Raw genomic sequence first — 11850 nt, forward strand, 5'->3', positions numbered from 1 at the left:
GGTTCACGCCTGCCTCGCGCAGTTCGCAGGCCAGCTTTTGGGGGGCGGGGACGTCCAGGCCGATGGCGCGCAGCTCGTCGCCGTGCGCGAACACCTCGGTCGGCGAGCCGAACGCGAACTGCCGGCCCTCGTTCAGCACGAGCACGCGGTCGGACAGGCGGGCGAGGTCGTCCATGCTGTGCGACACCATGACCACGGTCAGCCCGCCCGCATGCAGCTGGGCGATGAGGTCGAGGAACTCCTCGCGCGCCACGGGGTCGAGCCCGGCCACTGGCTCGTCCAGCACGAGGATGCGCGGCTCCATGGCCAGCACGCCCGCGAACGCCACGCGGCGCTGCTGGCCGCCCGACAGCTCGAAGGGGCTCTTGTCGCCCAGCTCGACGATGTCGAGGCGCACGCTTTCCAGAGCGGCTTCCACGCGGCGATCAACTTCGTCGGCGGGAAGCCCCAGGTTGCGGGGACCGAACGCCACGTCCTCGCGCACGGTGGCGGCGAACAGCTGGTACTCGGGATACTGGAACACGAGCCCCACCTTGCCGCGGCAGGCCTGCGCCGCGCGCTTGTCGGCCAGATCCTGCCCGTCCAGCAGCACGCGCCCGCGCGTGGGATGCACGAGGCCGTTCATGTGCTGGATGAGGGTGCTCTTGCCGCTTCCCGTATGCCCGGCGATGCCGAGGAACTCGCCGTCGTCCAGCGCGAACGTGATGTCGCGCAGCGCCCAGACGGCGTCGGGGTCGGCGCCCCAGGCGGGTTTTCCGTGTTCAAGAGAAGGGGGATTTTCGATCACGCCCGCCTCGCGGCGGCGCTTCACGCGCGACTTCCGCTTCTCCTGGCGGGCGGGGTCGGCGTACGAGTAGCTTACGCCTTCGAAAGCAATCGGCACAGCTCCTCCTTCAACGTGGTCGTCTCGATGTGCATGCCCACGGGCACGCCGCGCCGCTGCAGCTCCAGCGACAGCTCGGCGGCTAACGGCAGGTCGAGGTTCAGCCGTTCCAGCAGCTCGGCCTGTACGAGCACGTCCTGAGGCGCGCCGTCGCAGGCTACGTGGCCGTCTTCCAGCACGATGACGCGGTCGGCCTGCGCGGCCTCCTCCATGAAGTGCGTGATCATGACCACGGTCATGCCGCGGTCATGCAGCTCGCGGCACACGCGCATGAGACCCTTGCGCCCGCGCGGGTCCAGCATGGCCGTGGCCTCGTCCAGGATGAGGATGGCGGGCTCCATGGCCAGCACGCCGGCGATGGCCACGCGTTGCTTCTGCCCGCCCGACAGCGCCGCGGTCTCGCGCTTGTCGAAGCCCTGCAGCCCCACGTCGGCCAGCGCGTCGGCCACGCGCTGGCGCAGCTGGTCGGTGGGCACGCCCAGGTTCTCGGGGCCGAAGGCCACGTCGTTTTCGATGAGGCTTGCCACCAGCTGGTCGTCGGGGTTCTGGAACACCATGCCGGCGTTGCTGCGGATGAAGTAGGTGGAGCGCTCGTCGCGCGTGTCGCGGTCGAGCACGGTGACGCTGCCCTCGTCCGGCACGAGCAGCGCGTTGACGTGCTTGGCCAGCGTCGACTTGCCCGATCCGTTGCCGCCCAGGACGCACACGAACTCGCCCCGCTCGATGCGTGCGTCCACGCCGTCCAGCACGAAGCGCTCGCCGTCGTACGTGAAGCCTGTTCCCTTGAACTCGATCATGCGGCTAGCGTCCCTTCACCTGCTTCTTCTTGGGCGTGATCAGATTGGAGATGCTCTTGTACACGATGAGCGTGAGCACCGCGTTGATGCCCGCCTTCGCGAGGTTGAACGGGGTGAGGATGGGCAGGATCATGGCCACCACCGCGTCCAGCGGCACGCCCAGCCACATCGGCGTGATCACGAGGTTGCCCAGGATGGCCATGACGGTGGCGGCGACGGCGCTCAGCACGAGGCCGATGACGCCGCTTTTGAACGTGCGCGAGCGGCGGTACACCAGCGCGGCGGGCAGGATGAAGCCGGTGACCACGAGGATGTTCATGATGGCGCCCGAGAAATCCGCCATGAGGATGCCGTGGATGATGGCGCCCACGTAGCCCACCGCGAGGCCGGCGGCCGGCCCGAAGGCGAAGCCGCACACCATGGCGGGCATGGCCGAGGCGTCGTATTTGAGCCATGTGACGCCTGGTAGCAGCGGGAATTCCACGAACGACAGCAGCACGCCGATCGCGCACATGAGCGCCATGGTGACGAGCTGGCGGGTGTCCCACTTGTTGGTGTTGGTGAATTCGTACGTGTCCTGGGCGTTCGTGCCCGGTGCGTTGCCGGTCATGGCAACCCCTTTCTCTTTGCAGGCCATGACGTTCGGGTCAGGTTTTCCGGCCTAAAGAGAAAACGAGCCCGTATGAATTCCTTCCATACAGGCTTCTTGGGGTCCGCGCCGATGCGCGCGAGGCGCGGGCGACGCGGATCTCTGCCTCTTCCATCCGGACTATACCGTTGGTTCCGGGATCCAACCGGAATCAGCCTGCAAACGCGATCCCTATCGGGGGCGCTTGCAGGGTCGCGGACTCCCGGCTCGCTCGGCGTTTCGCCGACGGCCGGATTACCGCCAGTGAGGAATCGCACCTCGCCCTGAAACAGAATCCATGCGCTGCATTGTAGCCGCCTTGTTGCCGTATGGCAACCGTGCAGCGCAAAGCAGGGGGACAATGCGCAGGTTTTGTGGGTTGGGCGGCCGAAAGTGCCGAGGCGGAGCTTCGCGCCCGCGCGCCTCGTGCGAACTCCTCGCATGCCGTATAATCGTTGCGACGAAGAGGGAAGCGCCGGAAAGGGGAGACGTCATGGCAAGCAAAGTGGTCAACGAGCCGCGCATCAAGAATCCGCTCATCAAAGCCATTCGCGAGCTGTTGGAGCATCGAGCGCTGTGGCTGTACCTGCTCACCGACGAGGCGGCGAAGGCGGGCGCCGACCCGGCCGCGTTCGCTCCGGCGGCGGTGAAACGCTGCGGGCTGTTCCAGGGCGCCGAGCTGGTGGCGAAAGGCGGCGGCACGAACAGTCTGAAAAGCCTCAAGAAAGGCCTGTTCGGCAAGCCGGCGCAGATGGTGTTCGAGATGGATGTCAAAGACGTGCAGGACGACCGCTTCGAGTTGGAGTTCCACTACTGTCCGCTCGTAAAGGCGTGGCAGAAGCAGGGCTGCACCGACGAGGAGATTTCCAACCTTTGCGACTGGGCCATGTGCGGCGACCGCGGCATCGGCGAGGCCTACGGCTGCGAGCTCGACCTCCCCAAGACCATCGCCCGCGGCGACGACGTCTGCCACCTCATCTACCATCGCTGAAGCGAGCCGTCAAAAGCGTCGTTGCGCGCGAGCGGGTAACCGTTTGTGGACGGCAGGCGTTGTTTTTCCTGATCGGGCGAACTCCGGGGTAGAATAGCGGAATTATGTTCGAACTACTCAACACCATCGACGCATTCGTATGGGGCCCCGCGATGATCGCGCTTCTGCTGGGGTCGCATCTGTTCTTCACCTTCAAGACGGGGTTCATCCAGCGCAAGCTGCCGATGGCCATCAAGCTGTCGCTATCGAGCGACCCGGAGGGCAAAGGCGACATCAGCCACTTCGGCGCGCTGGCCACGGCGCTGGCGGCCACCATCGGCACCGGCTCCATCGTGGGCGTGGCCACGGCCATTCTCGCGGGCGGGCCGGGCGCGGTGTTCTGGATGTGGATCACCGGCGTGTTCGGCATCGCGACGAAGTACGCCGAGGTGTACGCGGCCGTGAAGTACCGCGTGCGCGACCACAACGGCGCCATGCTGGGCGGTGCCATGTATATTTGGGAGCGCGCGTTCAGGCGCAACGCCGAGGGCAAGCGCGATCCCAGCCCCGGCGGGCATACCCCCTGGTGGGCGAAGCTCGGCGCTGTGGCGTTCGCCGCGTTCGCGGCCATCGCGGCCATTGGAACTGGTTCGGCCGTGCAGGCGTCGGCCATGTCCGGCATCATCACCTCGAACGTGGACGTGCCCGCGTGGATCGTCGGCGTGATCATCGTGGTGCTGGTGTCGGTGGTCATCTTCGGCGGCGTGCAGTCCATCTCGAAGGTGTGCGAGCGCCTCGTCCCCATCATGGCCGTGGCCTATGCGGGCGGCTGCCTCGTCATCCTCGCGTTCAATTGGGCGCTGGTCGGCGACGCGCTGGGCCTTATCCTGGAATGCGCGTTCACTTCGAAGGCCGCGTTCGGTGGCGCCGTGGGCTCCGGCATCATGATGGCGCTGCAGTTCGGCTGCGCGCGCGGCCTGTTCTCCAACGAGTCGGGCCTGGGCTCGGCGCCCATCGTGGCGTCCGCGGCTTCCACGCGCAACCCGGCGCAGCAGGCGCTTGTGGCGATGACCGGCACCTTCTGGTCCACCGTGGTCATCTGCGCGCTCACGGGCATCGTGCTGGTGTCCACGATGCTGGCGAACCCCGATATCGCCTCCGACATCCTGGCGAATCCCACCGTCTACTCCGGCGCGATGCTGGCCAGCGAGGCGTTCTCGAAGATCCCCTACATCGGCACGCCCATCCTGGTGCTGGGCATGGTGGCGTTCAGCTATACCACCATCCTGGGTTGGTCGTACTATGGAAACCGGTGCATCACGTATCTGTTCGGCCGTTACGCCATCCGCCCCTACCAGGTGGTTTACGTGGCCGTGGCTTTCCTCGGCGCCATCGGCGTGGGCGACATAGTGTGGACGATCTCGGACATCGGCAATGCGCTGATGGCCATTCCCAACATCGTGGTCGTGCTGCTGCTCAGCGGCATGATCGCGCGCGAGACGCGCCACTATGTCTACGACGGCAACCTTGACGAGCCCGATGACGCGCCCATCCCGCAGCTGGAAGGGAAGTAGCTCAGCCGAGGCTCGGTGGCGCATCCCCCCTCCTTTTTTTGGGCGCGAATCGGCATCTATGGCAATGTGCGCCGATACGTTTCGCGATACGTCGCCTGAAGAAATCTCGCCATCTGGGGTTTTGAACCCTATCGTTGCCTGATGCCGTGCGAAGCGGATGCAGAAATTGCCATGAGTGCCGATTCGCGCCCAGGTTGGCAGCGCGGCCCTCCTGCATGGATGTGCGAGAGCCGTCCTTTCGCGCCCGGCTTCGAGCGCGCTCGAAGCCGGGCGTTCGAAGTGTTACGACGTTGAGGGTCGCGTTCGCTTCGCACGCAGGTGCGTTGCCGTGCGCAGCACAACGTAGACCAGCATGACCGCCGTGTACGCGGCGATGCTGAACGCGGCTTTCTGCCCGCTCGAGGAAACGGTAGGCGCCAGCACCAGCACGAGGTGCACGTACGTCAGCCCGAAGAACGCGTAGGCGGTTTTCTGCAAGCGCTTCCACGCATCCGAGTTCATACGGGTTTTCACCGTGTTGAACGACGTGACGGTGAGCGCCGCCAACAACACGATGAGCAGGCTGGACACGATGAACGACGCGATCATGCCCGCCGACATCCCCGCGAACCCCGACAGGATGTCGGCCAGGTACGTGCCCAGGTAGTTCGCCACATGCCCGATGGTGAAAATGGCGGCGATGATGGACAGTTCGCCTCGGATGGGCATGAGCATTTGGCGCGCCTTCGATCCCTCGGGCAGCGCTCCGACGTACATGACGAGCGCGAACAGGGAGAACCCGAGCAGGCAGCGCGTGAGGTACGGGTACACCGCGGCGGCGAACTCTCTCGACACGCCGAACAGCACTCCCGACAGGAACAGCACGTCGGCGGCTGCGGCTACGATGTAGAACGACACGGCGTAGCGCTTGATCTGCTTGCGCAGCGCGAAAGCGAACAGCACGCTGATGACGATCGCCAGCAACACCTCCATGAGAACCTCCTTTCCAGCCTTGCGGCCGCTATCGAACGACCCAGCCGGCAGGGACGTCGGCGTCGCTGTGGCACTGCGCGCACTGCATGACCGATGCGGTGTGCGACTTGTGGCACGTGCCGCACGCCAGTTCCTCGTGGTAGTTGCTATGCGGGTTGTACTCCCGTTGCGCGGTGATCTGCGCGAGGCTGCCCTGTCCGATAGCGTGGCATGAACCGTTCATGCAGAATTCGTCGTCGAACTGCCGCTGTTCGAGCGGCAGTTCGTAGCCTCCTGCCACCCATGCAGCGCCTTCGGCCAGCTGTTCGCCGAGCGTGGGCACATGGCAGTCGAGGCAGCTGACGTCTGCAACGCGATGCGAGGTCGCCAGCAGCGTCGCATCGTCGGCGTAGTAGGCTTCCACGTACGAGTCCATCGGCGTGTGGCAGACGGCGTTGCAGAAGCTGGGCTGCTCGTGCCATATCCAGAATCCCGTGCCGGCCGCAACGATGACCACCGCCGCGACGCCGAGCGCAACGAGCCCCTTGCGGCTCTTTTTCCGTTCTTCCATGGTTCCTCCTTGGAGCCCCGCCCGCACGGAACGCGGTACAGGCGGGGCCGTTTCCGTTGGCTGGCTATTGGCTGACGAGGCGTCCCTTGCCGGTGGCCTCGACTTCGCACAACCCGCACCTGAACGGCGGAAAGCCGGTGATGGGATCGAAGTCCCGCGTGGTCAGGAGGTTCACGTTCGCCTGGTGCCATCCGTGAAAGATGTCCACCATCCCGGCGTGCACGAGGTTCGTCACCTCGGCCTTCATCTCTATCTCGTTCTGATGGTTGAACACGCGTACCATGTCGCCGTCGCTGATGGAGCGATCGCGCGCGTCTTGAGGGTGCAGGCGTACGACGGGTTCAGGCATGAATTGGTTGAGCCAAGGGATCTCGCGCAGCTTGGAATGCGTGTAATAGGGCAGGCGCGAGCCTGCGTTCAGAACGAGCGGGTAGCGCTTGTCCTCCTCGGTGGGCGCGTAGGGGGTGTGCACCGGCTCCTCGTACACGGGAAGCCCCTCGTAGCCGAAACCCTTGAGGATCTCTGAGTCGAACTCCAGCTTGCCGGACGGCGTGTTGAAGCCGGGCTGCCCGTCCTTGCGCAGCTTGCCGCTGGCGTGCTTGCCTTCTTCGTTCTTGTTGCCGGGAATCTCCAGGCCCTCGGGGTTGGCGCGTAGGTCATCCACCGTGACGTCGAGGCCCGCCGTCTGCAGGATGTTGTCGAGGGCCGCTTCCACGTCGCCGCCGAAGCACTGCTCCTCGTAACCCAGCTTGCATCCCAGATCGAGCATGATCTTCCAGTCTTCGCGCGCCTGCCCGGCAGGCTCGACGCACGGTTCGCGGAAGAACAGCTTGCGGCCGTAGGCGGCGAAGGGGGCCATGCGCTCGTGGCACATGGCGGCGGGCAGCAGGATGTCCACGTAGTCGTGGGTCCAGGGGCGCTCGTAGTAGTCCACGGCGGCCACGAACTCCAGCTTGCCGAGGGCTTCCTGGTAGCGGTCCGATTCGGGCCAGATCATCACGTTGCTGGCCACGAGGATGGCGGCCTTGATCTTCCCCTCGTCTATGTACTCGGGCAGGCGAGCCGTCTGGAAGTGCTTGGTGAACGATACCCAGGCGGGGAAGTCGTCCTTATCGACTCGCTTGTCGGCGAATCCCTGTTCGGCGTAGATGTCTTCGGCGCGGAACTTCGCGGTTGACGCGCTCACGTCGAGCGGCAAGCCGCCCGAGGCGAACATGACCCCGCCCTTCTTCTCGATCATGCCCATGAGGGCGGGGATCATGAACACGGCGCGCAGCGCGTGCCCCACGTTCGAGGAATGGGCGAGCCCTGCCGAGCTAGTGACCAGCGTGCTGGGCGCGTTTTCGGCCAGCAGGTGCACGGCCTCTTCCAGCTTGGTCGCGGGCACCCAGGTGATCTCCTCGACTTTCTCGGGCGGATACTGGGCTGCCAAGTCGGCGAGGCCTTCGTAGCCGTGCGTCCATTCCTCGACGAACTGCTTGTCCACGAGCCCGTCGCGGATGAGGATGTTGATGAACCCGAGGGCGAGCGCGCCGTCGGATCCGGGCCGCAGCTGCAGATGGATGTCGGCGAGGCCCATGACCGTGGGCGTGATGCGCGGGTCGACGATGACGAACTTGCAGCCGCGCTCTTTCTGATCCATGAACTTCGCGTGGCGGTTCGGCTGCGACCAGGCCGCGTTGAGGCTCCAAATCATGCAGCTGCCGGTGTCGTCGGTGGGGTCGGATCCCGACGAATTCTGACCGCGTCCGTACACGAGCTGGGACGTGATGTTCGTGGCAGTCGAGCACAGCGAGCTTTCAAGTCCGTATGTGGAGCTGCCGAACAGCGTTGCGACGCGCTGGATAGGCGGGCGTGGCTCCTTGGGGTCGCCGCAGTAGAACATCACGGCATCCGGGCCGTCGGCGTCCTTGACGCGGTTGAACTCGCTTACGATGGTGTCGTAAGCCTCGTCCCAGGTGATGGGCTCCCATTGGGACTGCCCGGTGCCCTTGGGATTCGTGCGGCGCAGCGGCGTCTGCAGGCGCTTGGGGTCGTAAAGCTCCTGGATGCTTGCCAGGCCCTTGGCGCAAAGGGGCGTGGTGGGATGGGGCGTTCTCGATTCGACGCGCACGATCTTGCCGTCCTGGACGTACGCGGTCATGCCGCACTTGGGAACCTGATTGCACATGTCGCAGTACGTGTAGCGTTTCTCGACAGGGGCATCGGGGTCAACTGTGCCCTCGGCGTGCGCGATGTCGAAGCTGAACGCGCTGGCCAGCGCGCCTCCGGCGGCCAGGGCGGACGCGCCCTTCACGAACGAGCGGCGGCTGATGGTGTGTTGCATCGCTGTTTCGTCAATCGTAGTCATGAGTGCGCCCTCCTTATTCGCTCTTCGCTTCGGTTTTGGCTTGCGCTTTCGCCTTGTCCTTCGACTTCTTCACTCCGACGCCCACGCCCACGCCGACCGCGGCTACCGCGACGACGCCCACCGTCGCTGCGACAGGGTCGATGCCGGGCGCCGCTTTCGAACTTTCTGCGAAAGCGCCTCCTGCGGCCGTGGGCAGCAGGTCTTCGTCCATGCCGTTCATGGGCACGTAATAGAACGATGTCTCGTCGACGCGCACGGCATCGCCTAGGGCGATGCGTTTGCTCACGTCGCTTTCAGGGTCGTCGAGATCGCCGAAGAAGCGTGCGTGCGCAGGGCAGTTGAGCACGCAGGCAACCGGAAGCCCCTCCTCTGCGCGCTCATGGCAGAAGATGCATTTCTCGACGACGCGCGAGCGCTGGACGCCGTAAGCCTCGTAGGGCGCTTGAGCGTACTCGTCGAAATAATTGCCCTTTCCTTCGTTGAGCACGCGGGCGCCGTAAGGGCACGCGGACATGCAGTAGCCGCAGGTGATGCACGCGTCGTAATCAACGATGACCACGCCGTCGTCGAGCTTCTGGCTGGCGCCGGTCGGGCAGACCGATACGCATTCAGGATTTTCGCAGTGCATGCAGGCGTGCGGAAGGTAAGCGCGTCCCGCCTCGCCTGCGGCCTCGCCCCATTCAACCGTGTCGAGCTTCACCCAGGATACGCCCGGGCTCTGGTTGTTCTGCAGCTGGCATGCCACGACGCACGCCCCGCACCCTGCGCAGCGCTTGAGGTCGATGAGCATTCCCCATTTCGTCATACGTGACTCCTCTCCTCGATGTCCCCGTGCCCTGCGCCTCGGTGCGGCGCAGGACGTTACGAATACTCTGGCAAATCGCTGGGGAAAGAGGTATCGGAAGCGGTGGATGAGCGTGCGAAACCGCATCGGTTCCGTTATATGATCTTTCGTTTTCCCAGGTGGCGACACGTTGTTCGGACGCATGCTATTGGGGTAGAATGGGAAGCGGAAGATCGTAGGGGATACGGGGGTCTTCCATGGGGAATCGCACTGCTCTGAAAGACGCGTGGTCGAAGGCGGTCACGCGGGCCAATGTGACGCTTGCCGTGGGATTCGGCTGCGCGGTGTCGATCTCGCCAACGTTGCTCACGGCGGCCACGCCGGACAACATGATGAGCGCGCTCGTGAACAAGCCTCCCCATGGTGCCTGCATGCCTTCGCTCGTGGCGGCTGCTCTGGCATGCCTCGTGATATTCCTAGGCGGACGACGCCTGTTCGCGGTGCTCGAGCGCACGGTGAAGCCGCTCGCGCTCGGCGTGGCCATGGCGCTCATGGGCGCCGTGCTGGTTCTGCCGCTCGTTACGAGGAACTCCGTGTCGGTAACGGGCGACGTGGTCATCGCGGTTGCAGGGTCGCTGTCGGTTTTGCTCTACCTGTTCTGGATGCAGTTGTTCGGCAGGCTATCGGCGCAGAGCATGTTCCTCACGCTGTTCCTGTCGCAAGTGCTGACCTGCGCCATCAACGCCATCATCTCGATCGCGAATATCTACACGGTCGTCGCGACATCCATCGCGTTGCCCCTGGTGTCGACGATCTGCCTGCGAGTTGGGCAACGCGAACACGCAGATGAACGCCCGTCGAGCGAGGTTCCCGCCTCGCAAGAGGGGCACGGAGCGTCGACGCTGATGCTCGTGAAGCTGGCGGCCATCGTGTTCGCATGGGGCGTGATCGACCATCTGTTCCGCAGCGAGTTCGATGCGTTCATGCGCACGCAGGTGACGACTTCGCCCTTCGCGGTGGCGTACCATGCTGCGGCGTTCGTCGTGGTAGTGGCGGCTGTCGCTTTCGCCTACGCGCTGCTGGCGTATCGCGAGCGCTTCCAGTTCGGGCATCTGTACCGCATGATATTCCTTCTGGGCCTTGCCAGCATCCTGTTGCTGCCCATCGTGCTGGCAGGGCAGGCGACTATCGTGGGCTACACGTGCAGCGTCATCATGTACCAGCTCGTGTTCCTGCTCGTCTGGGTCATCGCAGCGTCGGTGTTCCGCGATTCCCCGACTCATGCGCCTGGGTTCTTCGGGCTCGTGTACGGATTCTGGTCGCTGGGGTCGCTAGGCGGTGCGCTGTTCAGCTCGGTGTTCGTGCAGCACCTCACCATGGACAACGTGCATCTGATCGTGTTCGCGGCCGTGCTTGCGGTGGCGGTGGGTTACGCGGTCATGTTCACCGAGGCCGATGCGAACGCGCTCGTGCAAATCGTCCCGTACAAGCGTAAAGCGCCGTTCAAAGCGAAATGCCAAGCGGTTGCGCAGGAGTACCAGCTCTCGCCGCGGGAAACGGAGATCGCCATGCTCATCGCGCAAGGACGCGACTCGGCGCATATCGAGAAGAAGCTGTTCCTGTCGCGCAGCACCGTGCAGACGCACCGCATGCACCTCTACCAGAAGCTCGACATCCACAACCGCCAGGAGCTGCTCGACATCATCGAAGCCGCCGATGCGAGCTAGGGCGGATCTGCCCTCTCCCTCCCGACGCGCACGACTTCAGCGAGCGGCCCTGCATCTGCGGGGCCGTTTTGCCTGTTCGGCGGCATCCTCCGGTTCGGACGATGCCGCCGAATCCCAAAGATGGTTCGCTTCGACGATGGCGCGCGCCGCCCCTGTTTCCTTACGATGCCTTCCGCGCGGAGGGGTCGGCTGAGCGTTCGGCCGCCGCGCAGGACGAGGAAACGGAAGGAAGGAGACCGATGCACGCACAACGCAGGATCGCGCTGGTCACGGTGTGCGCCTTGCTGGGGACGGTCGGCATCGCCGGCTGCGCTCCCCAAGCGAACGAGGCGCTTGCAACGGACGATCGGCAAGCCGCGCAAGCGGAGGAGCGGAACTACACCGACGAACAGAAATCGATCATCGCCGGAGAGGAGGGCACCACCTACGACGGCATCTCGCTCGACGCCTACCCGGGCAAGGGCTACCTCGACGACATGCACGACATGTGGGACGCGAACGTCGATCAATGGGCGCCCGAGCTGCGCACGCTGCCGAGCGGCCAGATCGTGCAGCGCACCCCCAGCGAGCTGACCGAGCGCGCCCGTCAAGGCAAGACGCCGTACAACATCTACC

10 protein-coding genes, 1 pseudogene and 1 riboswitch are annotated in these 11850 nt (G+C 64.8%); of the genes and pseudogenes, 4 read left to right on the top strand and 7 right to left on the bottom strand.

Annotated elements, in window-relative coordinates:
* From ACMO6A_RS01765 to ACMO6A_RS01775, 3 genes are all read right to left on the bottom strand, one after another.
* Nucleotides 1-883: energy-coupling factor transporter ATPase (locus tag ACMO6A_RS01765; protein ID WP_418470694.1), on the bottom strand; the 883-nt coding region annotated here is incomplete at its 3' end.
* Nucleotides 859-1680, bottom strand: a complete 822-nt coding sequence (locus ACMO6A_RS01770; protein ID WP_114516553.1) for an energy-coupling factor transporter ATPase — start codon at nt 1678-1680, stop codon at nt 859-861. The genes ACMO6A_RS01770 and ACMO6A_RS01765, both read right to left, overlap by 25 nt.
* A gap of 4 nt (nt 1681-1684) precedes the next feature.
* Complete coding sequence (locus tag ACMO6A_RS01775) at nt 1685-2290, bottom strand: ECF transporter S component (protein WP_009608855.1); 606 nt, start codon at nt 2288-2290, stop codon at nt 1685-1687.
* A gap of 138 nt (nt 2291-2428) precedes the next feature.
* Nucleotides 2429-2604, bottom strand: a riboswitch (FMN riboswitch).
* 197 nt (nt 2605-2801) lie between these two features.
* Between ACMO6A_RS01775 and ACMO6A_RS01780 the strand changes: the two genes are divergently transcribed.
* Nucleotides 2802-3299 carry an L-2-amino-thiazoline-4-carboxylic acid hydrolase gene (locus tag ACMO6A_RS01780; protein WP_009304861.1) on the top strand — a complete coding sequence of 166 codons (498 nt, stop codon included), beginning with the start codon at nt 2802-2804 and terminating at the stop codon, nt 3297-3299.
* Nucleotides 3300-3403: 104 nt separating this feature from the next.
* On the top strand, nt 3404-4852 hold the full coding sequence (locus tag ACMO6A_RS01785; RefSeq protein ID WP_009304860.1) for an alanine/glycine:cation symporter family protein: 1449 nt from the start codon (nt 3404-3406) through the stop codon (nt 4850-4852).
* A gap of 282 nt (nt 4853-5134) precedes the next feature.
* Here the strand turns inward: ACMO6A_RS01785 and ACMO6A_RS01790 are convergent, their stop codons facing one another.
* The 4 genes from ACMO6A_RS01790 to ACMO6A_RS01805 form a co-directional block, all read right to left on the bottom strand.
* Nucleotides 5135-5824, bottom strand: coding sequence for a membrane protein (locus ACMO6A_RS01790; protein WP_009304859.1), 690 nt, complete (start codon nt 5822-5824; stop codon nt 5135-5137).
* 28 nt (nt 5825-5852) lie between these two features.
* The gene (locus ACMO6A_RS01795; RefSeq protein ID WP_009608839.1) at nt 5853-6374 is read right to left on the bottom strand and encodes a cytochrome c3 family protein; all 522 of its coding nucleotides are present in this window, start codon (nt 6372-6374) and stop codon (nt 5853-5855) included.
* Between the two features lie 64 nt (nt 6375-6438).
* Nucleotides 6439-8724: a molybdopterin-containing oxidoreductase family protein gene (locus tag ACMO6A_RS01800; protein WP_009304857.1), complete on the bottom strand. Its 2286-nt coding sequence runs from the start codon at nt 8722-8724 to the stop codon at nt 6439-6441.
* A 13-nt stretch (nt 8725-8737) separates the two neighbouring features.
* Nucleotides 8738-9529, bottom strand: a complete 792-nt coding sequence (locus ACMO6A_RS01805) for a 4Fe-4S dicluster domain-containing protein (protein ID WP_009608863.1) — start codon at nt 9527-9529, stop codon at nt 8738-8740.
* A 236-nt stretch (nt 9530-9765) separates the two neighbouring features.
* Between ACMO6A_RS01805 and ACMO6A_RS01810 the strand changes: the two genes are divergently transcribed.
* Nucleotides 9766-11235 (top strand): helix-turn-helix transcriptional regulator, encoded by a 1470-nt coding sequence (locus tag ACMO6A_RS01810; protein ID WP_009304855.1) that lies wholly within the window; start codon nt 9766-9768, stop codon nt 11233-11235.
* Between the two features lie 239 nt (nt 11236-11474).
* A pseudogene (locus tag ACMO6A_RS01815) lies at nt 11475-11850 on the top strand (molybdopterin-binding protein); the annotation flags it as partial.

The organism is Eggerthella sp., from assembly GCF_048329335.1.
GTDB lineage: Bacteria > Actinomycetota > Coriobacteriia > Coriobacteriales > Eggerthellaceae > Eggerthella > Eggerthella lenta.

Excerpts from the sequence above, each read along its gene's own strand:
- ACMO6A_RS01795 (WP_009608839.1), bottom strand. The coding sequence starts at position 6,374 with ATGGAAGAACGGAAAAAGAGCCGCAAGGGGCTCGTTGCGCTCGGCGTC.
- ACMO6A_RS01800 (WP_009304857.1), bottom strand. The coding sequence starts at position 8,724 with ATGACTACGATTGACGAAACAGCGATGCAACACACCATCAGCCGCCGC.
- ACMO6A_RS01790 (WP_009304859.1), bottom strand. The coding sequence starts at position 5,824 with ATGGAGGTGTTGCTGGCGATCGTCATCAGCGTGCTGTTCGCTTTCGCG.
- ACMO6A_RS01785 (WP_009304860.1), top strand. The coding sequence starts at position 3,404 with ATGTTCGAACTACTCAACACCATCGACGCATTCGTATGGGGCCCCGCG.
- ACMO6A_RS01810 (WP_009304855.1), top strand. The coding sequence starts at position 9,766 with ATGGGGAATCGCACTGCTCTGAAAGACGCGTGGTCGAAGGCGGTCACG.
- ACMO6A_RS01805 (WP_009608863.1), bottom strand. The coding sequence starts at position 9,529 with ATGACGAAATGGGGAATGCTCATCGACCTCAAGCGCTGCGCAGGGTGC.
- ACMO6A_RS01780 (WP_009304861.1), top strand. The coding sequence starts at position 2,802 with ATGGCAAGCAAAGTGGTCAACGAGCCGCGCATCAAGAATCCGCTCATC.
- ACMO6A_RS01775 (WP_009608855.1), bottom strand. The coding sequence starts at position 2,290 with ATGACCGGCAACGCACCGGGCACGAACGCCCAGGACACGTACGAATTC.
- ACMO6A_RS01770 (WP_114516553.1), bottom strand. The coding sequence starts at position 1,680 with ATGATCGAGTTCAAGGGAACAGGCTTCACGTACGACGGCGAGCGCTTC.